Origin of the sequence: Streptomyces sp. NPDC051133 (genome assembly GCF_040682635.1) — a bacterium.
In the GTDB taxonomy this organism is placed as follows: domain Bacteria; phylum Actinomycetota; class Actinomycetes; order Streptomycetales; family Streptomycetaceae; genus Streptomyces.
This window is the reverse complement of record NZ_JBFBBK010000004.1, coordinates 292,242-314,308: the sequence shown is the minus strand read 5'-3', so window position 1 is coordinate 314,308 and position 22,067 is coordinate 292,242. Positions and strand designations below refer to the sequence as shown.

18 protein-coding genes are annotated in these 22,067 nt (G+C 72.2%); 4 read left to right on the top strand and 14 right to left on the bottom strand.

Annotated elements, in window-relative coordinates; all coding sequences use genetic code 11:
* The 3 genes from AB0N17_RS07550 to AB0N17_RS07540 form a co-directional block, all read right to left on the bottom strand.
* On the bottom strand, window positions 1-488 hold a 488-nt coding region (locus AB0N17_RS07550), incomplete at its 3' end, for a chaplin family protein (RefSeq protein WP_366010209.1).
* Window positions 489-608: 120 nt separating this feature from the next.
* Window positions 609-836 carry a chaplin gene (locus AB0N17_RS07545; RefSeq protein WP_366010208.1) on the bottom strand — a complete coding sequence of 76 codons (228 nt, stop codon included), beginning with the start codon at window positions 834-836 and terminating at the stop codon, window positions 609-611.
* A gap of 283 nt (window positions 837-1,119) precedes the next feature.
* Window positions 1,120-1,533: a rodlin gene (locus AB0N17_RS07540; RefSeq protein WP_366010207.1), complete on the bottom strand. Its 414-nt coding sequence runs from the start codon at window positions 1,531-1,533 to the stop codon at window positions 1,120-1,122.
* A 284-nt stretch (window positions 1,534-1,817) separates the two neighbouring features.
* Here AB0N17_RS07540 and AB0N17_RS07535 point away from each other — a divergent pair, with 284 nt between their 5' ends.
* The gene (locus tag AB0N17_RS07535) at window positions 1,818-2,228 is read left to right on the top strand and encodes a rodlin (protein ID WP_366010205.1); all 411 of its coding nucleotides are present in this window, start codon (window positions 1,818-1,820) and stop codon (window positions 2,226-2,228) included.
* 239 nt (window positions 2,229-2,467) lie between these two features.
* Window positions 2,468-2,875, top strand: coding sequence for a rodlin (locus tag AB0N17_RS07530; protein ID WP_366010204.1), 408 nt, complete (start codon window positions 2,468-2,470; stop codon window positions 2,873-2,875).
* Between the two features lie 57 nt (window positions 2,876-2,932).
* Here the strand turns inward: AB0N17_RS07530 and AB0N17_RS07525 are convergent, their stop codons facing one another.
* The 9 genes from AB0N17_RS07525 to iolC form a co-directional block, all read right to left on the bottom strand.
* Window positions 2,933-4,876 (bottom strand): long-chain fatty acid--CoA ligase, encoded by a 1,944-nt coding sequence (locus AB0N17_RS07525; protein ID WP_366010203.1) that lies wholly within the window; start codon window positions 4,874-4,876, stop codon window positions 2,933-2,935.
* Window positions 4,877-5,143: 267 nt separating this feature from the next.
* A complete protein-coding gene (locus tag AB0N17_RS07520) occupies window positions 5,144-5,998 on the bottom strand; it encodes an ABC transporter permease (protein WP_366010202.1) in 855 nt (284 codons plus the stop codon).
* Complete coding sequence (locus tag AB0N17_RS07515; protein WP_366010201.1) at window positions 5,995-8,646, bottom strand: CocE/NonD family hydrolase; 2,652 nt, start codon at window positions 8,644-8,646, stop codon at window positions 5,995-5,997. Before AB0N17_RS07515 ends, AB0N17_RS07520 begins: the two co-directional genes overlap by 4 nt.
* A 164-nt stretch (window positions 8,647-8,810) precedes the next feature.
* The gene (locus tag AB0N17_RS07510) at window positions 8,811-10,250 is read right to left on the bottom strand and encodes an APC family permease (protein WP_366010200.1); all 1,440 of its coding nucleotides are present in this window, start codon (window positions 10,248-10,250) and stop codon (window positions 8,811-8,813) included.
* 388 nt (window positions 10,251-10,638) lie between these two features.
* Entirely contained in the window at window positions 10,639-12,141 is a 1,503-nt protein-coding gene (mmsA, locus tag AB0N17_RS07505; RefSeq protein ID WP_366010199.1) for a CoA-acylating methylmalonate-semialdehyde dehydrogenase, read from the bottom strand.
* A gap of 17 nt (window positions 12,142-12,158) precedes the next feature.
* Window positions 12,159-14,036 (bottom strand): 3D-(3,5/4)-trihydroxycyclohexane-1,2-dione acylhydrolase (decyclizing), encoded by a 1,878-nt coding sequence (gene iolD / locus AB0N17_RS07500; RefSeq protein WP_366010198.1) that lies wholly within the window; start codon window positions 14,034-14,036, stop codon window positions 12,159-12,161.
* Window positions 14,033-14,872, bottom strand: a complete 840-nt coding sequence (iolB, locus tag AB0N17_RS07495) for a 5-deoxy-glucuronate isomerase (RefSeq protein WP_366010197.1) — start codon at window positions 14,870-14,872, stop codon at window positions 14,033-14,035. The genes iolD and iolB overlap by 4 nt, the downstream gene beginning before the upstream one ends.
* 7 nt (window positions 14,873-14,879) lie before the next feature.
* Window positions 14,880-15,758 (bottom strand): deoxyribose-phosphate aldolase, encoded by an 879-nt coding sequence (locus AB0N17_RS07490; protein ID WP_366010229.1) that lies wholly within the window; start codon window positions 15,756-15,758, stop codon window positions 14,880-14,882.
* 65 nt (window positions 15,759-15,823) lie between these two features.
* Window positions 15,824-16,774: a 5-dehydro-2-deoxygluconokinase gene (gene iolC / locus AB0N17_RS07485; RefSeq protein ID WP_366010196.1), complete on the bottom strand. Its 951-nt coding sequence runs from the start codon at window positions 16,772-16,774 to the stop codon at window positions 15,824-15,826.
* Between the two features lie 216 nt (window positions 16,775-16,990).
* Here iolC and AB0N17_RS07480 point away from each other — a divergent pair, with 216 nt between their 5' ends.
* Both AB0N17_RS07480 and AB0N17_RS07475 read left to right on the top strand, forming a co-directional pair.
* On the top strand, window positions 16,991-17,935 hold the full coding sequence (locus tag AB0N17_RS07480) for an AraC family transcriptional regulator (protein ID WP_366010195.1): 945 nt from the start codon (window positions 16,991-16,993) through the stop codon (window positions 17,933-17,935).
* Window positions 17,936-18,330: 395 nt separating this feature from the next.
* Window positions 18,331-18,531: a MerR family transcriptional regulator gene (locus tag AB0N17_RS07475; protein WP_366010194.1), complete on the top strand. Its 201-nt coding sequence runs from the start codon at window positions 18,331-18,333 to the stop codon at window positions 18,529-18,531.
* A gap of 212 nt (window positions 18,532-18,743) precedes the next feature.
* Here AB0N17_RS07475 and AB0N17_RS07470 read toward each other — a convergent pair whose 3' ends face one another.
* A complete protein-coding gene (locus tag AB0N17_RS07470) occupies window positions 18,744-19,793 on the bottom strand; it encodes a zinc-dependent alcohol dehydrogenase family protein (protein ID WP_366010193.1) in 1,050 nt (349 codons plus the stop codon).
* A 53-nt stretch (window positions 19,794-19,846) separates the two neighbouring features.
* On the bottom strand, window positions 19,847-22,060 hold the full coding sequence (locus AB0N17_RS07465; protein ID WP_366010192.1) for an MMPL family transporter: 2,214 nt from the start codon (window positions 22,058-22,060) through the stop codon (window positions 19,847-19,849).
* Window positions 22,061-22,067 lie beyond the last annotated feature (7 nt).

The window sequence follows — 22,067 nt, the reverse complement described above, 5'->3', positions numbered from 1 at the left end:
GCCGACGGAGTCGAGGTCTCACCACCACCGTGAGCCGACGGAGTCGAGGTCTCACCACCACCGTGAGCCGACGGAGTCGAGGTCTCACCACCACCGTGAGCCGACGGAGTCGAGGTCTCACCACCACCGTACGAGGGTGGGGTGCCGTAGTCTCCGCGGTCGTCGGAATCACCGTGGCCGGAGTCCTCGCCGGGACTGTTCCGGCCGACCTGGCTCGAGCCGCCCCCGGTGCTCTGCGAACCGTGCGTGTTGCCACACGAGTTGCCGAACGCCGGGTTGAGCGCCGCCGCCACGTCCACGGAGTCGCCGCAGACGTTGACCGGGACGTTCACCGGGGCCTGGATGCTGTTGCCGGACAGCACGCCTGCCGAGCCCTGAGCGGCGCCATGCGCTTGGGAGTCGGCGAGCGCGGTACTGCCGCCGTACAAGGACAGCATGCCGGTCGCAGCGGCGGCCACGACCATGCCCTTGCTGAGGGTCTGTCGCAATCTCGTTGTCTTCCTGCTCGAAGATGTGGGAAGGCCGGCCCCGGAACGGAGGATCGACACCACCGGTCCGGGGCCGGCCCAGAACGCAGCCGGTGTGGCTGGCGCGTTGCGCGGCGAACGTCAGTGGTTCGCGCAGCCGTCGCCGAGCGCGGGGTTCAGCAGGCCGATGACGTCCACCGTGTCACCACAGGCGTTGACCGGGACGTGGATCGGCAGCTGGATCGTGTTGCCGGAGAGGACACCGGGGGAGTTGGTGGAGGTGCCCTGCGCCCCGGAGTCGGCGAAAGCCGGGGTGAAAGCACCCAGGGCGAGGATCGCGCCGGCGACAACAGCAGCGCTCTTCTTCATGAGATTTCCCTTCTCTGCGGTCATGCCCCTTTGACGGCCGAAGCCGAGCGAGCACAACTTGAACGGCTCGCACCATGACCGGCAGGTTGTAAAACGAGGGATAGACAGCCGGAGAAACTACGGAACGCGCGCCGCCCGTTAATTCACTCGAACGCCTTCACAGAATTGACAGGTCGGCGGAAACGAAGCCCGATCGAACAGCGGCGAAGACGGCGAAAGCCGCCCGGGCGGCGGCAGCGGAGGACCCGCGCGTCGCCCGGACGGATCTGTTCGCGAGCCCGGATCAGCTGTTGCCGGTGCCGTTGGCGTCCAGGACGGAGACGTCGTCCACGAGGTGCGACAGCGGCTCGTCGTCCTTGGCCTGGGTGGAGTTCTCGGCGCACTGCTGGTTCTGCGGCGACGACAGGACCGGGATGTCCTGGACACCGACGTTGGCGATGACGGCCACGAGGGACTGCGCGTTGACCTTCGCGGGCAGGCCGACGCAGAGCTTGTTGAGCGAGCTCTGCACCAGGGTGGCCTGCGGGCTGAGGTTGCCCCGGGTCACGTTGTTGCCGAACGCCTCCGCGGCGCCGTCGCCGCTGAGCGACGTGGTGCCCGTGTCGTTGCCGGTGGCAAGCGCCTGGGGGGCTGCCGCCGCCGACACACCGACGAAGGACGCGGCGACCGCCGCCACGGCCATTGCCTTCTTCAGCATTTCGCTTTCCTTTCCTTGGCTCCTCGCCAAGACGCACGTTCCTGCCTCCGCATCAACCGCGGTCCGGCCGATTGGTTGCGGGGGATCACCCGATCGGATCGTTCGGCGGAGCGGATCCGGTGGAATTGCCGTATGCGGTGGCCGAACCGCGTTCCACATCCCCGTATGAGCCTTCGGATCACCGACGTATGGGCCATTGGAGTGAACGGGAGCAACTCCTCGACACACCGGGCGGTTGAACCGGGAGCTCCGGTGGACGGGGTTTCTCCAGAAGGGAATGCGCAATGATCAAGAAGGTTCTGGCCACCGCCGCGGTCGCCGCCTCCGTCGTCGGCGCCGGCGCTGCCGCCGCGGCTCCGGCCCTGGCCACCGGCAACGACCACGGCACCACGTCGCTCAGCGGCAACGACGCCACGCAGGCGTTCGGCAACTCCGCCACGTTCGGCAACATGAGCCCGCAGATGGCGCTGATCCAGGGCTCGTTCAACAAGCCCTGCATCGGCCTGCCGGCGAAGGTCAACGCCCAGTCGATCCTCGCCCTGGTCAACGTCGGCGTCCAGGACATCCCGGTCCTGTCCTCGCCGCAGAACCAGCAGTGCACGGAGAACTCGACCCAGGCCAAGGGCGACGAGGCCCTCTCGCACATCCTGGACGACATCTCCGCGCTGTCCGCGAACGGCAACGGCAACAACTGAGGCCATCGGGGTTCCCGACGCGCCCACGACGGGCCGCCGAGCCCTTCGGCGGCCCGTCCGCCGTCTCCCGGTGCCGCCTCCGACGTCGCCCCGCGCTCACCCCGAGCCGCGGGGGGCGTTCATGAACTCATCGGACTGCGCTGGTCCGATCGGGGCAAACACCGCAACTCCGGCGGGTTTCCCGCCGTTGACGATCATGCAACTCCTCCCCGGAGTCCGCCTTTCGAAAGGGAATCAACATGAAGAAGCTGTGGGCAACCGCGGCTGTTGCCGCCTCCGTCGCCGGTCTGGCCGGCATGGCGGCCCCCCAGGCCCTGGCCACGGGTGACGACCACGGCACCACGTCGCTCAGCGGCAACGACGCCAGGTCGTCCTTCGGCAACTCGGCGACCCTCGGTGACATGAGCCCGCAGCTCTCGCTGGTCCAGGGCTCGCTGAACAAGCCGTGTGTCGGTCTGCCGGCGAAGGTCAACGCCCAGTCGATCCTCGCCCTGGTCAACGTCGGCGTCCAGGACATCCCGGTCCTGTCCTCGCCGCAGAACCAGCAGTGCACGGAGAACTCGACCCAGGCCAAGGGCGACGAGGCCCTCTCGCACATCCTGGACGACATCTCCGCGCTGTCCGCGAACGGTCAGAGCAACAGCTGAGCAGTCGTCGTTCCGCTGCGGCGGGTCACCGGTTCCCCGGTGGCCCGCCGCTTCGCGTCATGGGCGGTACAGGGCCTCGATCTCCTCCGCGTAGACGGCCGTGACCGCGTGCCGCTTCACCTTCAGCGAGGGGGTCAGCAGCCCGTTCTCCTCGGTGAACTCCCCCTCCACCAGGGCGAAGGCGCGCACGGACTCGGCACGCGAGACGGCCTCGTTGGCGTAGTCGACGGCCTTCTGCACCTCGGCGCGCAGCCGGTCGTCGCGGACCAGCGAGGACGGCGGGGTGTCCGGCGGCAGCTTCCGAACGGACAGCCAGTGGGCGACCGCCTCCGGGTCGAGGGTGATCAGCGCGGCGACGAAGGGCCGGTTGTCGCCGACGACCACGCACTGTCCGACCGGTGAGCGGCTGCGCAGCCGGTCCTCCAGGACGGCCGGGGAGACGTTCTTGCCGCCGGAGGTGACGAGGATGTCCTTCTTGCGGCCGGTGATGGTGAGATAGCCGTCCTCGTCCAGGGCGCCGAGGTCACCGGTCGCGAACCAGCCGTCGCTCAGCACGGCGTCCGTGGCCCGCCGGTCGTTCCAGTACGCCCCGAACACCACCCCACCACTGATCAGCACCTCCCCGTCGTCGGCGATGCGTACGGCGACCCCCGGGACGGGCGGGCCGACCGTGCCGGGGCGGGGGCCGAGCGGGGGGACGATCGTGGCGGCGGCGCTGGTCTCGGTCAGACCGTAGCCCTCGTAGACGACGATCCCGGCCGCGTGGAAGAAGAGGTTGAGGTCGCGGTCCAGCGGGGAGCCGCCGCTGATGGCGTACCGGATCCGGCCGCCCAGCTCCTTGCGGATGCGCCGGTAGACCAGCAGGTCGTACAGGGCCCAGGCGGCGTACAGCCCCGGACCCGGACCCTTCCCGGTGCCGAGGAACTTCCTCAGGTACGCCTCGCCGAAGCGGACGGCGATCCGCTCGGCCCGGTCGAAGGAGGCGGCCCGGCCGGTCTTCTCGGCGGTGGCGCGCCCGGTGTCGTGGATCTTCTCGAAGAGGTACGGCACCCCGACCAGGAAGGTCGGCCGGAACTCGCGGAGCGCGGGCCGGAGTTCGTCGGGTCTGACGCTCGGGAAGTGGCCGGTTTCGATGCGGGCCAGCAGGCAGGCGATTTGCAGGGTGCGGCCGAGGATGTGGGCGAGCGGCAGGAAGAGCAGGGTGGAGGCGGTCCGGCCGGTGACGGCCTGGAAGACGGGGTGCAGCAGTTCGACGGTGTTCGCGGCCTCGGCGTGCAGGTTGGCGTGGGTGAGGACGCAGCCCTTCGGCCGGCCCGTGGTGCCGGAGGTGTAGCAGAGGGTGGCGATGGTGTCGGGAGTCAACGCGCCACGGCGCTTGGTGAGTTCGTCGTCGGAGATGTCACGGCCGAGGATGCCGAGGTCGGCGAGCGCTCCCCCCGGCGCGGCGGTGTCCGGTGTCCCCGCGAGCTGCCACAGGCGGGGCGGCCGGGGGTGGCGCGCAGTGCCGGCGGTGACCGTGGCCGCGTTCTCGGCGGTCTCGGTGACGACGAACCGGGCGCCGGAGTCGCGGACGATCCACTCCACCTGTTCGGCGGAGGAGGTCGGGTAGACGGGCACGGACTGGCCGCCGGCCGCCCAGATCGCGAAGTCCAGGACGGTCCACTCGTAGCGGGTGCGGGACATCACCGCGATCCTGCCGCCGAGTTCGAGACCGGCGGCGATCAACCCCTTGGCGACGGCGGCGACATCGGCGGCGAAGGCGGCCGCCGTCGCCGGCCGCCAGGCTCCGCCGGTACGACGGCGCAGCAGGACCGCGTCCGGGGTCTCGGCCGCGTGGGCGAACGGCAGGTCGGCCAGGGAGCCGGCGGTGAGCGGGGGTGCGAGGGGTGCGCTGCGCACCTCGCGCACGACACCCCGCGCGTCCTTGACGACCTCCACCGAGCCGCGGGCCGCCAGGTCGGTGCGCTGCCGTGCCCGTTTCAGATCCCTGCGTACGCCCATGACGACTCCCGGTCGCGGTGGTGCCCTGCACGGTCCTTACCGGAGCGTCAACTTACTCGGAAGTAAGGGTAGGTCAATGGGACGCGCACTCCCCGTCGGTCACCGTGATGGTGACGGAGTCGTAGCCCATGGCCTGCTTGCGTTTCATGGCCTGGACGCCGAGGCAGAACGCGGTGTCGACCGGGTTGTCCGGGTTGTGGACGTAGCGGTTGGCGCCCTACTTGCTGCGGACGAATATCCGGTCCTCGTCGTCCCCGTCGCCGGTCGTCAGGAGACCACGTCCTTGCGGGCGAAGCCTCTGAACGCCAGGGCGAACAGGACCAGGGCGTAGGTGAGGGAGATCGCCGTGCCCTGGATCATGCCGGACCACTCGGGGTGCGGCTGCACGGCGTCGGCCCAGGCGAACTGCCAGTGCGCGGGCAGGAAGTCGCGCCAGTGGCCGAGTGCGGTGACGGCGTCCAGGACGTTGCCGACGATGGTCAGGCCGACCGCGCCGCCGACCGCGCCGAGCGGGGCGTCCGTCTTCGTCGACAGCCAGAACGCCAGCCCGCCGGTGACGAGTTGGGACACGAAGATGTACGCCACGGTGACCACGAGCCGCTGCAGTGCCGTACCGGTGTCCAGCGCGCCGCCGGTGGGGATCTGCAGCGGTCCCCAGCCGTAGGCGGCCGTGCCGGCCGCGAGGGCCACGACCGGCAGCAGCACCATCGCGGCGAGACTCATCCCGAGCGCCACGGTCAGCTTGGACAGCAGCAGCCGGGCCCGGGGCACGGGCGCGGCGAGCAGATAGCGCAGGGAGGACCAGCTCGCCTCCGAGGCGACCGTGTCCCCGCAGAACAGGGCGACCGGGACGACCAGCAGGAAGCCCGCCGACACGAACAGGTTCACCGCGGCGAAGTTGGCGCCGGACGCGGTGGCCGTGTCCATCAGGGTGATCCGGTCGTTCCTGCCGCCAGGGCCGCCGCCGACGGCGAAGGCGATCAGCAGCACGAACGGCAGCACGGCGAGGATCGCGCCCATGACCAGGGTGCGGCGCCGCTTGAGCTGCCGGATCAGCTCCACGCGCAGGGGCAGGGTGCGGCCCGCCTGATAGCCGGAGGCGACCTCGGTGAGCGTGCTCATGCGGAACCTCCGATCAGGGTGAGGAAGGCGTCTTCCAGGCGGCGGTGCGGGCCGACCGACGCGACCGGCACTTCCAGCCGGACCAGCTCCACGACCAGCCGCTCGGCTGTGCCGCCCGGTTCGAGCCGGACCAGCAGCCCGTCGTCGGTGCACACCGCGGAGGCGACGCCGGACAGCGCGGCCACCTTCTCCGCGACCGGCGCGTCCACCGGTGTGGCGGTGCCGATCAGCAGGGTGTCGCCGGAGCCGACGATGTCGCGGACGGGACCGGCCTGGACGAGCCGGCCGCGGTCCATCACCACCAGGTGGGTGCAGGACTGCTCGACCTCGGCGAGGAGATGGCTGGAGACGATCACCGTGCGTCCGCCGGACGCGTAGCGGATCATCACCTCGCGCATCTCGCGGATCTGGGGCGGGTCGAGGCCGTTGGTGGGCTCGTCCAGGATGAGCAGGTCCGGCAGGCCCAGCATGGCCTGGGCGATGGCCAGGCGCTGGCGCATGCCCTGCGAGTAGGTGCGCACCGCGCGGGCGAGGGCGTCGCCGAGCCCGGCGATCCGCAGGGCCTCGTCCAGGTGGGCGTCCTCGGCCGGGCGGCCGGTGGCCCGCCAGTACAGTTCCAGGTTCTCCCGGCCGGACAGGTGCGGCAGGAAGCCCGCGCCCTCCACGAAGGCGCCGACCCGGGACAGCACCGGCGCGCCGGGCCGGACCGCGTGGCCGAAGACGCGGATCTCGCCGTCGTCCGGGGTGATCAGGCCCATGAGCATGCGCAGGGTGGTGGTCTTGCCCGCGCCGTTGGGTCCGAGCAGGCCGAGCACCTGGCCCTTCTCCACCCGGAAGGACAGCCCGCGGACCGCGTACCGGTCCGCCGACTTCGCGTACCGCTTGCTCAGGTCCGTGATCTGCAGCGGTACCTCGGCCGACTCCGGGTCGGGTGCGGGGGCCGCCGTACGGCGGCGGCCGGTGAGCAGCAGGGCGAGCGCGGTGACCGCGCCGGCCAGGGGCAGCCACCACACCCAGGCGGGCAGCGGTGCCGCGGCGGTGGTGACCGCGGGGGCCGTCGGCACGCTCAGGCCGCCCTCGACGGAGACGGTGTAGGTGGCCGGGGCTGCCGGTGAGGCGTAGCCGAGGTCGGTGGAGGCGAGGACCAGGCGGAGCCGGTGGCCCTTCTGCACCTCGTGGTCGATCGCCGGGAGGGTGACCGTGACGTCCTTGCCGGACCTGGCGCCGGTCACCCGGAAGGGGGTGACGAGCTGGGAGGGCAGCACCTGTCGGGTGCCGTCGGGGCCGACGTCGTAGACCTTGCCGAACAGGACGGCGTCGCCGCCGGTCGAGGTGATGTGGACGGTGGCGGTCGGGGTGCCGGTGATCTGCAGGTCGCGGGTCAGGGGCGCGGAGTCGAACCTGGCGTACTGGCCGGGGAAGTCGAGGGAGACGCCCACGCCGAGCGCGGAGAGCTGGGAGAGGCCGCCGGAGCCGCCGAGGCCGGGCAGGGCGGAGACGCCGGGCGGGGCGGCCCCGGCCGGGTTGGCGACGTGCTGGGTGCCGCCGGTCAGGGCGAGGGTGCGCCGGTGGTCGCGCAGGCCCGGATAGGTCCTCGCGCTCGCGCCGCGCAGCTGGGCGGTGCCGTCGGTGGAGTCGACGCCTCCGGTGCGGGTGATCCGGAAGGCGGGGCCGGTGTCGGCCGAGGTGTCGCCCTTCAGGTACCGGTCGAACCACGCACGCACGCGTGCCTGGACCCGGCCGGTCTCCATGTCGCCGCCGTCATGGCCGCCCGCGATCCAGTCGACGTCGACGGGGGCGCCGCCTGCCCGGATCGCCTTCGCGGCCGCGTCGGACTGGGCGAGCGTGAACAGGGAGTCCGTCTGGCCCTGCACCAGCAGCGTGGGCACCTTGATGCGGTCGCCTACGGCGGACGGGGAGCGCTCCTCCAGCATCTTGCGGGCGGCCGGGTCCGGGGTGCCGGACTCGGCGACACGGTCGTACATCCGGCACAGCTCGGGGCTGAGGCGGTCACAGCCGCCGCCGGTGTTGACGAAGATCCCGGCCCACAGCTTCTTGAACACGCCGTTCGGGAACAGGGCGTCCGCCAGGTTCCAGTACGTGATGGCCGGCGCGATGGCGTCGACCCGGTGGTCGTACCCGGCGGCGAGCAGCGAGATCGCGCCGCCGTAGGAGCCGCCGGCCACGCCGACGCGCGGGTCGCCCGGTTTGTCGAGCCGTACCTCGGGGCGCTTCGCCAGCCAGTCGATGAGGCGGGAGACGTCGGCGACCTCGCCCTTGGGGTCGTTGAGCCCGATCTTCCCGGTGGACCCGCCGAAGCCGCGCGCGGACCAGGTCAGGACCGCGTACCCGTCCCGGGCGAGGTCCTCGGCCTGCTGCCGCATGTCGTCCTTGCTGCCGCCGAAGCCGTGCGCCAGCAGGACGGCGGGGTGGCGGCCGGCGCCGGCCGGGGTGAAGTAGGAGGTGTCCAGGCGCACCCCGTCGACCGCCATGACCCGGTCGCTCACGCGCACCGCCGCCGGGTCGCCGGAGGCGGTGGCCGCCGTCCAGGTCCCGGCTCCGGCGAGCACCACGACAGCGGCCGCGGCGGCGAACAGCCGGCGCGGCCCCTTGAGCAGTCCCCGCAGCGAGGACACCCGAAGATCCATGACTCAACGGTACGGGCCGCCACCGACAACCGGGGCAGCCGGTGGGCTGAACGCCGGGCCCTCCTCGGGGAGTACGAGGCGGCCCGGCGTACTTCGGGCGCGGTACGGCCCGTGTGCCTTCGGTCCGGCGGGGAGCCGCGGCTCCTCCCCCGCCACGACTGCCTTTACGCCACGGCCTGCGCGAGCCCGGCGTCCTCGTCGTCCTCGACGTCCTCGGGGAGGGACACCAGCCAGCGCGTCGCGCTGCGCGGGCGGAGGTAGAAGGCCCAGTAGAGGGTGGCGACGGCGGTGATGCCGCCGGTCCACAGCAGGTACGTGACGTCCTGCTCCACGAGGATGTAGACGAGGACCGCGATGAGCAGGACCGGCATCGCCGGCCACAGCGGCATCCGCCATGCCTTCCGGGTGCCGTGCGCCCCGCGCCGGGCGACCAGCGCGGCGATCGCGACCAGCAGGTACAGGCCGGTGACGGCGACGCCGGTGACGCCGTACAGCGTGTCCAGGTTGACGAAGCAGAGGAACGCGCCGGGGACGCCGACGACGAGGGTGGCGACCCAGGGGGAGCCGAACCGGCCGAGCTTGGCGAGGGCGTTGTTGACCGGGGAGGGCCAGGCCTTGTCGCGGGCGGAGGCGAAGAGCACGCGGGAGTTCTGGATGACCATGACGATGCCCGCGTTGATGATGGCGAGGGCGACGCACAGGCTGACGAAGGTGCCGACGGCCGAGTTGCTCCAGGCGATGACCATGCTGGAGATGTCGCCGCCGGTGAGGGCCTTCAGGTCGCCGGCGCCCAGGGTGATGGCCACGACCGGGACCAGGATGACCACGCTGGAGATGGCGAGCGTCGCGAGGACCGTGCGGGCGACGTTGCGGCGCGGGTTCTCCAGCTCCTCGGAGAGGTAGACGGCGGTGGAGAAGCCCTGGGTGGCGAAGAGGGCGATGGCGAGCCCGGAGAGCACCATCATGGCCGTGACGGGGTTGACGTGGGCGTGCTCGCCGGCGATCTGCAGCGAGCCGAGGCTGCTCACGCCGCGGTGGGAGTGGGTGAAGCCGAGCAGGGCGACGACACCGGCGGCGACGACCTCCAGGACCAGGAAGATGCCGGTGATCCAGGCGTTGGCGCGCAGGTCCAGCAGGCCGGCCAGGGTGGCCGCGATCATCACGCCGGCGCCCGTCATGGACGGGTCGAGGTGGACGAGGGGGGCGAGGTAGTCGGCGGTGCCCATCGCGATGACCGGGGGGACGATCATCACGACGAGGAGCGACATGACGAAGGCCAGCCAGCCGGCGAGCCGTCCGGCGAGGGTGGAGACGATCGCGTACTCGCCGCCCGCGCTGGGGATGAGGGTGCCCAGCTCGGAGTAGCAGAAGGCCACGGGGATGCAGAGCAGCGCGCCGATGGCGAGGCACAGCGCCGTCGCGGTGCCGAGGCTGGAGAACAGGTCGGGCACGATGACGAAGAGAGTCGAGGCGGGCGTGACGCACGACAGCGTCAGCAGGGTGCCGCCGACCACGCCGATGGAACGCTTCAGCGTCCGGGGACTGTCAGAGACGCCTGAGGCGTCCATGACGGCAGCGTCGGCTGGGCGGAGCGTGTCGGTCATGCGGCGGTTCCGATCGACTGGTGCGGGTGAGGGTGGGCTCGGGAGCGCTATCGCCTCCGGCGGATCGTCGTACGTTCGTCTCGTCCGCTCCCGGCGCCCATAGGGAACCCCGACGAAAACCACCACGTCAATGGCCGTTTACCTTCGGAATCCGCACTCGCGAACGGGATCACGCCGCATCACTTTCCCAGGCTGTGACGCGCTATAGGCGCATCCATCAAGCCCCAAGCTAATGTGACCTTGCTTTCAAAGGTCATCTGCGCGTAACCCCTTCGCCACCCGTTTCATCCCGCCGAAACGGGAACCGCAGCGAAGGTGTCAAAAAAATGTCAGGCCGTCCGGAATCCGGACGGCCTGACGGGGGCCGGAGGTGGCCTCCGGGTGACACTCAGTGGTTGCGCGGGAAGCCCAGGTCCACGCCCGCCGGGGCGTCGGCCGGGTCGGGCCAGCGGGTGGTGACGACCTTGCCGCGGGTGTAGAAGTGCGTGCCGTCGTTGCCGTAGATGTGGTGGTCGCCGAAGAGGGAGTCCTTCCAGCCACCGAAGGAGTGGTAGCCCACCGGGACCGGGATCGGCACGTTCACGCCGACCATGCCCGCCTCGACCTCCAGCTGGAAGCGGCGGGCCGCGCCGCCGTCCCGGGTGAAGATCGCGGTGCCGTTGCCGAACGGCGAGGCGTTGATGAGGGCCAGGCCCTCCTCGTACGTCTCGGCGCGCAGCACGCACAGCACCGGGCCGAAGATCTCGTCCTGGTACGCCTTCGCGGTGGTCGGCACCCTGTCCAGCAGCGAGATGCCGATCCAGTGACCGTCCTCGAAGCCCTCGACGGTGTACCCGGTGCCGTCGAGCACGACCTCGGCGCCCTCGGCGGCGGCGCCGGAGACGTACGAGGCCACCTTGTCGCGGTGGGCGGCGGTGATCAGCGGGCCCATCTCGGACGTCGGGTCGTTGCCCGGGCCGATCTTGATCTTCTCGGCGCGCTCGCGGATCTTCTCCACCAGCGTGTCGCCGATCGCGCCGACCGCCACGACGGCCGAGATGGCCATGCAACGCTCGCCCGCGGAGCCGTAGGCCGCGCTCACCGCCGCGTCGGCCGCCGCGTCCAGGTCGGCGTCCGGCAGGACCAGCATGTGGTTCTTGGCGCCGCCGAGGGCCTGCACGCGCTTGCCGTTGGCGGAGGCGGTGGTGTGGATGTAGCGGGCGATCGGGGTCGAGCCGACGAAGGAGACGGCCTTGACGTCCGGGTGCTCCAGGAGGCGGTCGACGGCCACCTTGTCGCCGTGCACGACGTTGAACACGCCGTCCGGCAGACCCGCCTCGGACAGTAGCTCGGCGATCCTGACGGACGCCGACGGGTCCTTCTCGCTCGGCTTCAGCACGAAGGTGTTGCCGGTCGCGATCGCGATCGGGAACATCCACATCGGGACCATCGCGGGGAAGTTGAACGGCGTGATGCCGGCGACGACACCGAGCGGCTGGCGGATGGAGGAGACGTCCACGCGGCTCGCGACCTGCGTGGACAGCTCGCCCTTGAGCTGCACGTTGATGCCGCAGGCCAGCTCCACGATCTCCAGACCGCGCGCGACCTCACCGAGCGCGTCGGAGTGCACCTTGCCGTGCTCGGCGGTGATCAGCTCGGCGATCTCGTCGCGGTGGGCGTCGAGCAGCGCGCGGAATTTGAAGAGGATGTTGGTCCGCTGGGCCAGCGAGGACTGGCCCCAGGTCGCATAGGCGTCCTTGGCCGCCGCGACCGCCGCGTCCACCTCCTCGACCGACGCGAACGCGACCTTCGTGGTCACCGCGCCGGTCGCCGGGTCGGTGACCGGCCCGTACGTGCCCGACGCGCCTTCGGCGGTCTTCCCGCCGATCCAGTGGTTGACGATCTTCGTCATGCCCAGAGACTCCTTAACTACAGGTGGCGGCGTCGGGTCGAGACGTGCCGTTCGTACAGCTCACGTGCCTTGACCGCCGACGGTCGGGTCGCGGTCTCGGCCACAGGAACATCCCACCAGGCCTGCGCCGGGGGCGCGCCCGACACAGTGTCGGACGTTTCGGTCTCCACGTAGACACATGTGGGAGTGTCGGCCGCCCGGGCCTCGGCGAGCGCCGCGCGCAGGTCCCGCACGGTCTTCGCGCGCAGCACCCGCATGCCCAGGCTGGCCGCGTTTGCGGCGAGGTCGAGGGGCAGCGGGGCACCCGTGTACCTCCCCTCCTCCGTGGGGAAGCGGTAGGCGGTGCCGAACCGCTCCCCGCCCACCGACTCCGACAGCCCGCCGATGGACGCGTACCCGTGGTTCTGCACCAGCAGCATCTTGATCGCGATGCCCTCCTGCACGGCCGTCACGATCTCCGTCGGCATCATCAGATACGTGCCGTCGCCGACCAGCGCCCACACGTTCCGCTCCGGCGCGGCCAGCTTCACCCCGATGGCGGCCGGGATCTCGTAGCCCATGCACGAGTACCCGTACTCCAGGTGGTACTGGTCGCGCGACCGCGTCCGCCACAGCTTGTGCAGGTCACCGGGGAGCGAGCCGGCCGCGTTGATGATGATGTCCGACTCGTCCACCAGGGCGTCCAGGGCGCCGATGACCTGCGGCTGGGTCGGCCGTACGTCGATCTCGTCGGCCTCGAAGCAGGCGTCCACGCGCTGCTCCCAGCGCTCCTTGTCCTCCGTGTACTCGGTGACGTACGACTCCGGCACCTGGTGCCCGTGCATCACCAGCGCCTCCGTCAGCTCGGCGAGCCCGCTGCGGGCGTCGGCGACCAGCGGGAGCCCGGCCAGCTTGTGGCCGTCGAAGGGGGCGATGTTGAGGTTGAGGAAGCGGACGTCCGGGTTCTCGAAGAGGGTCCCCGAGGCGGTGGTGAAGTCCGTGTACCGGGTGCCGACGCCGATCACCAGGTCCGCGGTGCGGGCCAGCTCGTCGGCGGTCGCGGTGCCGGTGTGACCCACCCCGCCCACGTCCTGCGGGTGGTCGTGGCGCAGGGAGCCCTTGCCGGCCTGCGTGGAGGCGACCGGTATCCGGGTGGCCGCCGCGAACTCCGCGAGGCCCTCCTCGGCGCGGCTGTGGTGGACCCCGCCGCCCGCCACGACCAGCGGCCTGCGCGCCTGGCGGATCGCCCGGACCGCCTCCGCCAGCTCGGCCGGGTCCGCGCCCGGCCGCCGTACGGTCCACACGCGCGCCGAGAAGAACTCCTCCGGCCAGTCGTAGGCCTCGGCCTGCACGTCCTGCGGCAGGGCGAGGGTGACCGCGCCGGTCTCCACGGGGTCGGTGAGGACCCGCACCGCCTGCAGGGCGCTCGGGATCAGCTGCTCGGGGCGGGTGACGCGGTCGAAGTACCTCGACACGGGGCGCAGGGTGTCGTTGACCGAGACGTCGCCCGCGTAGGGCACCTCCAGCTGCTGCAGCACCGGGTCGGCGGGGCGGGTCGCGAAGACGTCGCCGGGCAGCAGCAGGACCGGGAGGTGGTTGACGGTGGCCAGGGCCGCGCCGGTGACCAGGTTGGTCGCGCCGGGGCCGATGGACGTCGTCACCGCGTGCGTGGACAGGCGGTTCGACTGGCGGGCGTAGCCGACGGCCGCGTGCACCATCGACTGCTCGTTGCGGCCCTGGTGGTAGGGCATGACGTCGGCGTGCTCGATCAGCGCCTGGCCGAGCCCCGCGACATTGCCGTGGCCGAAGATGCCCCAGGTGGCACCGATCAGCCGCCGCCGCTCACCGTCGCGTTCGGTGTACTGGGCGGCGAGGAAGCGGACGAGTGCCTGGGCGACGGTCAGCCGGATCGTCATCGGTAGCCCCCTGTGCTGTCTACGTGGTCGGGGTGGAAGCAGATCCGCCATTCCCGGGTCGCGCCCGGGCCCGCCATGACGTTCAGGTAGTACATGTCGTGCCCGGGCTGGGCGATGGACGGTCCGTGCCAGCCGTCGGGGACGAGCACGGCGTCGCCGGAACGGACCTCGGCGAGCACGTCGGAGCCGCCCGCGCGTGAGGGGAACACGCGCTGGTAGCCGAGCCCGTTCGAGCCGTCGATCTCGAAGTAGTAGATCTCCTCCAGCTCGGACTCCTCGCCCGGCCGGTGCTCGTCGTGCTTGTGCGGCGGGTACGACGACCAGTTGCCGCCCGGCGTGATCACCTCGACGGCGATCAGCCGGTCGCACTCGAACGAGTCCGCCGAGGCGAAGTTGCGCACCCGGCGGGCGCAGGTGCCGCTGCCGCGCTCCTCGACGGGGACCTCCGGCGCGGGGCCGTAGCGGGCGGGGAGTCGTCGCTCGCACTTCGCTCCTGCCAGGGCGAAGCGGCCTCCCGCGCCGGAGGCGATCTGGACCCGGGTGTCCCGGGGGGCGTACACGAAGTCGGAGGCCGACGCGAAAACGCTCTTCCGGCCCAGGAGTTGGAACTCGCTCGTCCCAGTTGATGCGGTCTCAATTTGTACGGTACATCCGCCTTCCAGCGGAAGCACGATCCATTCACCGTCCCCGGTGGTGAACGTATGCGTACCGTCCGGTGTCAACTCCACGACACGCAGGCTGCTGTGCGTCCAGCCGGCCCGCTCGGGGCCGATGTCGACGGCGTACCGGGCGTTCGCGGTGGCGCCCCGGGGCAGATGCAGGTCGGTGCTGGTCATGCGGCCCTCACAGCAGTCCTACGGCGGTGTCCACGGCGGCGGCCACATCGCCGTCCGCCGGGTACAGCAGCGAGCGGCCGACCACCAGGCCGCGCACGGTGGGCAGTTGCAGCGCGCCGCGCCACTTCTCGAACGCGGCGACCTGGTCCTCGGGCGAGTCCCCGATGTCGCCGCCGAGCAGCACGGCGGGCAGGGTGGAGGTCTCCATGACCCGGGCCATGTCGTCGGGGTTCTCGGTGACGGGCACCTTCAGCCAGGTGTAGGCGGAGGAGCCGCCGAGGCCGGAGGCGATGGCGATGGACCTGGTGACCGCCTCGGCGGACAGGTCGTTGCGCAGCCGCCCCTCGGGGTCGCGGCGGCTGATGAACGGCTCCACGAAGACCGGCAGCCGGCGCGCGGCCATGTCGTCGATGGCGCGGGCCGTGGACTCCAGGGTGGTCAGGGAGCCCGGGTCGTCGTAGTCGACGCGCAGCAGCAGTTTGCCCGCGTCGAAGCCGAGGCGCTGGATGTCCTCGGGGCGGTGGCCGGTGAAGCGGTCGTCCAGCTCGAAGCGCGCGCCCTGCAGGCCGCCGCGGTTCATGGAGCCCATGACGACCTTGTGGTCGAGGACGCCGAGGAGGAGCAGGTCGTCCAGGATGTCGGCGGTGGCGAGGACGCCGTCGACGCCTGGCCGGGACAGCGCGAGACAGAGTCGTTCGAGCAGGTCGGCGCGGTTGGCCATGGCGAGCCTGCGGTCGCCGACCGCGAGCGCGCCGCGGGCCGGGTGGTCGGCGGCGACGATCATCAGCCGGCCGCCCTCGTTCAGCAGCGGGCGGCGGGCCCGGCGGGTGGCGGCCTCAGCGATGGCCTCGGGGTGATGGGTGCGGATGCGGACCAGTTCGGCCACGTCGACCCGGGAGCGCCGTCCGGCGTCCCCGCCCTCGGTGTGCGTGCCCGCGACCCGGCCGGCCCTCACAGCACCGCTCCGGCCTCGAGCGCGGCGGCCACCTCGTCCTCGGTGGGCATCGCGGAGGAGCACTCCAGGCGGGAGGCGACGATGGCACCGGCCGCGTTGGCGTGTCTCATGATCGTCTCCAGGTCCCGGCCGGCGAGCAGGCCGTGGCAGAGGGAGCCGCCGAAGGCGTCCCCGGCGCCGAGCCCGTTGAGGACGGTGACCGGCAGCGGCGGGACCTCGGCCGATTCACCCTCCCGGCTGACCGCGAGGACGCCCTTGGGGCCCTGCTTGACCACGGCGATCTCGACCCCGGCGGCCAGCAGCGCACGGGCCGCCGCATGGGGTTCGCGGACGCCGGTGGCGACCTCCACCTCGTCCAGGTTGCCGACGGCGACCGTGGTGTGGCGCAGGGCCTCGGCGTAGAAGGGGCGGGCCTCGTCGGGGTGGCTCCAGAACATGGGCCGCCAGTCGAGGTCGAAGACCGTCGGGCCCGCCTTCGCCCGGTGGGCGAGGGCCGCCAGGGTCGCCGAGCGGCTCGGCTCCTCGCTCAGGCCGGTGCCGGTGACCCAGAAGATCCCGGCCTCGCGGACGGCGTCCAGGTCCAGGTCGGATGCGTCGATCTCCAGGTCGGGCGCCTTGGGCCGGCGGTAGAAGTACAGCGGGAAGTCGTCCGGCGGGAAGACCTCGCAGAAGGTGACCGGGGTGGGGAGCCCGGGGACCGGGGTGACCCAGCGGTCGTCGACGCCGAAGCCGCGCAGCGCCTCGTGCAGATAGGCGCCGAACGGGTCGTCACCCGTGCGGGTGATCACGGCGGTGTTCCGGCCGAGCCGGGCCGCGGCGACCGCCACGTTCGTCGCCGACCCGCCGAGGAACTTGCCGAAGGACGACACCTGGGCGAGCGGGACACCGGTCTGCAGCGGGTAGAGGTCCACTCCGATCCGCCCCATGGTGATCAGGTCGTAGGCCATCGGCTTCCCTTCGTCATGGCTCTCCCCGGCTTTGTAGTCCCGCACGCCGAGCCCTGTCAATGTTTTGTCCGGACATTCGGACCAGGCGGGTGCGGAGATCCTCCGGAGCGCCTACCGATGTGCCGCGTGTCCGTGGGGAGCGCACGCGGTCCCCCCTGGGGTCACCGGGCCGGCGCTCGTACGATGGGTGCCCTTCGGCTCGGTGCGGGAGGGCGGATGTCGGACGAGGTGCCCTGGGAGACCGTTCTCGCGCGGCCGCATCCGGCACTGCGGCCCGGCGTGATCAGTTACCGCGGGATCCGGGTCGCCCTCGGCCGGCCGCGGCGCCGGCTGGAGACGCCGATCGCCGCGGCCACGCTGCTGCTCGGCTTCGAGCAGCCGGTGCGCATCTCCCGGCCCGGGCGCGCCCCGGTGAGCCTCGTGTCCGTGGTGAACGGCCTGACCACCGTCCCGGCCCTCGGTGAGCACGGCGGCCGGATCTCCGGCGTCGAGGTGCTGCTCGCGCCCTGGGCCGCCTTCACCCTGTTCGGCACCGAGCAGTACGAGCTGGCCAACAGGTCCGTCGCACCTGAGGAGTTGGGAGCGGAGTTCACGGAACTGGCCGCCGCCCTGGCCGCGTCACCCGGCTGGACGGAGCGGTTCGCGCTGCTCGACGAGGTGCTGCTGCGCCGGTGGCGGGCCGGCGCCCCCGGTTCGGCACGGGTGGTGCGGGCCTGGTCGCTGCTCGCTCGCAGCCGGGGTGCGATCCCGGTGCGCCGGCTGGCCGAGGACGTCGGCTGGAGCGTCCGGCACCTGGAGAACCGGTTCCGGGAGCAGATCGGCCTCTCCCCCAAGGCCGCGGCCCGCGTGCTGCGGCTGCAGCGGGCGCGACGACTGCTCGCCGCGGGGCACGGGCAGGCGGAGACGGCGGCGGTGTGCGGGTTCTACGACCAGGCGCATTTCAGCGGCGAGTTCAAGGCGATGACCGGCTGTACGCCCGGGGAGTTCCTGGCGGCGCGGCGGCTGCCGACGGCGGCCGACGTGACCGACCGGCTGACCGGCGAGGCGACGAGCCTGCTCGTCCCCGCCGACCGCGGTGCGCTTTTCTCCAAGACCCGCGCGGGCCGGTCCCGGCAGGCTGACCACCCGGCCCTCCGACTCACGCGGGAGGCGGGAACCTGAGGCGGCACGGGGGAAACGGCCGTCGCGGGCACGTCGGAGGCACGGGGGACGGCGGGCCGGGCTTGACGCAGCAGGCCCGGCCCGCCTTCGGCACACCGGACTGCGGGCCGGCTTCTCCGGCCTCCACGAACTCCTCGCACACTCCGTCCGGGGAGCTCCGCGCCCCACCGGCGTCCCCACGCGCCCCTTTGCTGCGGTCGTGTCACAAACGCCCCCTTCGTGTCACACATGTCCCGGGTACGCGGGTTCTCCGTCACACCCGGTCGACAGGCACTGTCCCCTGATCGCTCCGTGTCGTTCACCGGACGCAGGCTTGGTGATCGCCAGCGCAGCGCCCGGCTCCCCCGACGGCCGTCCTTGGTCGCCGCCGCGGTGCGCGCAGGGAGGTGCAACTCATGACCGACCGAAGGCTCTGGTCCTACAAGGACATCGCGGCGCACATCCGGGTGCAGCCGGACACCGTACGGTCCTACCGCAAGCACGGGCTGCTCCCCCCGCCCGACCACGTGGAGAGCGGCAAGCCCTTCTGGTACGCCGACACCATCCGCGCCTGGGTCGCCTCCCGGCCCGGCAACCGCGGCCGCCGCTGGGACTGACCCTCTCTCCCCCACCGGCGCAATCCCTGGCGCCCCGCCACCGATCCCAGGCGGTCCGTTATCCCTTCGAGCCGTCCACCACGCTCACCCCGGACCGCCTCCGCTCCCGGTACGGCGTGCGGTGGTGAGGGCCGTACTCGACCACGGGCGGGCCGCCCGCCTCGGGCACCCCGGGCGGAAGCCCGGCGTCGCACCCCGGACCCGGGCGGACCTCATGCCCGGCTCCACGGCTCGACGACCGTGACCCCCGTTCCCGCCGCCGTGCCCATCGCCGCGAGCGCCGCCGGGGCCGCGTCGAGGGGGATGGTGGACGTCACCAGCAGGTCAGGGCGCAGCACGCCGGAGCGGACCAGCCGGAGCATGCCGGGATAGCCGTGGGCGGCCATGCCGTGGCTGCCGAGCAGTTCCAGCTCCAGGGCGATGGCGCGGGCCAGCGGGACGGGCGTGGTGCCGTCGGCCGAGGGCAGCAGGCCGACCTGGACGTGCCGGCCGCGCCGGCGCAGCGAGTTGACCGAGGCGGCGCAGGTGGCGGGCGAGCCGAGGGCGTCGAGGGCGAGGTGGGCGCCGCCGGCGGTCAGCTCCCGGACGGCGGCGGCCGTGTCGGTCACGCCGGTGGCGTGCACGCACTCGGCCGCGCCGAACTTCCGCGCCAGCTCGAGTGCCTGGGCCGATATGTCGACGGCGACCACCCGCGCCCCCGAGGCCGCCGCGATCATCACCGCCGACAGTCCCACCCCGCCGCAGCCGTGCACCGCGACCCACTCCCCGGCCGCGACCCGGCCCTGCTGCACCACCGCGCGGAAGGCGGTGGCGAAGCGGCAGCCGAGGCCGGCGGCCCTGGAGTACGCCATGTCGTCCGGGACGGCGACCAGGTTGACGTCGGCGTGGTCCAGCGCCACGTACTCGGCGAAGGAGCCCCAGTGGTGGAAGCCGGGCTGGGTCTGCCGCTCGCACACCTGCTGGTCGCCCGCCGCGCAGGACGGGCAGTTGCCGCAGGCGCAGACGAACGGCACGGTGACCCGGTCGCCGGGCCGCCACCCGGTGACCCCGGGCCCCACCGCCTCGACGACGCCGGCGAGTTCGTGTCCGGGCACGTGCGGCAGCGTGATGTCCGGGTCGTGGCCCATCCAGCCGTGCCAGTCGCTGCGGCAGAGGCCGGTGGCCTCGACGCGGACGACCACGCCGTGGTCGGCGGGCTCGGGGTCGGGTACCTCCCGCACCTCGGCGGGGGCGCCGTACCGCTCGAAGACGACGGCTCGCATACGCGCTCCTTTCGGGAACCTCCGCGAAGGGTAGAGGGTCGGGGGCCGCCGGGTTATCTGGCCATTTCCGGTTCGTTCCGGCTGCTCGCGCCGGTCTCCGCCGCCTCGGCGGGCGCCGCGGACTCACCCTCGCTGAGTCCGAACCGCCGGTGAAGGCGGCGCAGTGGCGCTGGGGCCCACCAGGTCGCCCGGCCCGTCAGCCGCATGATGGCCGGGACCAGCAGGCTGCGGACCACCATCGCGTCCATCAGCACGGCGAGCGCGATACCGAGGCCCAGCATCTTGGTGTTGGTGACCCGGGAGGTGCCGATGGCGACCATCACCACCGCCAGGATGACCGCCGCCGCGGTGATCAGCCCGCCGGTGCGCTGGAGTCCGTGCCGCACCGCCGCCTCGTGGTCGCCCGTGCGGTCGTACTCCTCCTTGATGCGGGAGAGCAGGAAGACGCCGTAGTCCATGGAGAGTCCGAAGGCCACGCAGAACATCAGCACCGGCAGGGTGGTCTCTATGGAGCCGGAGCTGGTGAACCCGAGCGGGCCGGACAGATGGCCGTCCTGGAAGACCCAGACCACCGCGCCGAACATCGCCGTCAGGCTGAGCGCGTTGAGCACCACGGCCTGGAGCGGGATCAGCACGCTGCCGGTGAGCAGGAAGACCAGGAGCAGGGTGACGACGGCGATGAACGCGGCCGCCCAGGGCAGGCGCCCGGCAATCGCGTGCTTGGAGTCGACGAGGACGGCGGCCGTGCCGGTCACCCGGGTGTCGAAGGGGGCGTGCAGCGCGCGCAGGTCGCCGACCAGGCGCTGGGCGGTGTCGTCCACGGCCTCGCCCCTCGGCTGCACGGTGTAGTAGGCCGCGTCGCCCTTGACCAGGGGTCCGTCGACGCGGGCCACCCCGGGCAGGGCGGCCACCTGCCGCCGGTAGTCGGTGTACTGGGCCTTGGTGGCCGCGCCCTCGGCGAGGATCTCCAGGCCGCCGCCGGGGCTGCCGGGGAAGCCCTCGCGGATGTGCTGCTGGACCACGTGGGACTCGGCGGTCGAGGGCAGCTGGCGGTCGTCGGCGGTGCCGAACTTCACGCCCAGGAAGGGCAGTCCGAGGATCACCAGCAGGGCGCTGGTGCCGATGGCGAAGAGCGGGGCACGGCGCATCACCAGGCCGGCGGCGCGGGCCCAGGTGGCCCCCTCGGCGGGTTTCGTGGCGCGGTCCCGGCGGAACAGGCGGCGCACGTCCAGGGAGTTGACCCGGTGGCCGAGCAGGACCAGCGCGGCCGGGAGCAGGATCAGGGCGGCGGCCGCGGCGAGCAGGACGACGGCGATGCCGGCGTAGGCGAAGGACCGCAGGAAGTACTGCGGGAAGACCATCATGGCGGCCAGGGACACCGCGACGGTGAGGGCGGAGAAGAGCACGGTGCGGCCGGCGGTGCGCAGCGTCGTACCGACCGCGGTCACCGGTGTCGCTCCGGTGGCGAGCTCCTCGCGGTAGCGGCGGACGATGAACAGGGCGTAGTCGATGGCGAGGCCCAGGCCGAGGGCGGTGGTGAGGTTCAGCGCGAAGACGGAGACGTCGGTGAAGGCCGTCAGGCCGCGCAGGACCGCGTTCGTACCGAGGATGGCGACGATGCCGATCCCGAGGGGCAGCAGGGCGGCGATCGCGCTGCCGAAGACCATCACCAGCAGCACCAGGGTGATGGGCAGGGCGATCAGCTCGGCGCGGGTGAGGTCCTCCTTGATGATGGTCTGCATCTCATGGCGCACGGCGACCATGCCGCCGATCCTGACCCGGACCGGTCCGTGCGTGCCTCGGTACCGGGGCGCTATGCGGTCCAGGGTCTTGCCCATCGCGTTCTCGTCGCCGGTGATGCGGGCGGCGATCAGCGCCTCGTGGCCGTCCTCGGCGCGCAGGGCCGGTGCCCCGCTCTGCCAGTAGGAGCCGACTCCGGTCACCCCCTTCTCCGCGGCCAGCCGCTCGGCCAGGCGCCGGGCCTCGGCGGCCACCGCCGGGTCGTCGACCGAGGAGCGGCCGGTGTCGACCAGCAGCAGCACGTTCGGCTGGGAGTCGGGGAACTGCCGCTCCAGGGCCTTGGTCGCCCGGGTCGACTCGGCGGCCGGGGCCTCCCAGCCGCCGCTGCCGAGGCGGTCCGCGACCCCGCTGCCGGCCAGCACGGCGAGCGCGGTGAGCAGCAGGGCCACCAGCAGCGACAGCCGTGGGCGGGCGGTGACGAATCGGGTCCAGCCACCGGGCCGGGGCGGGCTGTTGACATCGGACATCGTGCGG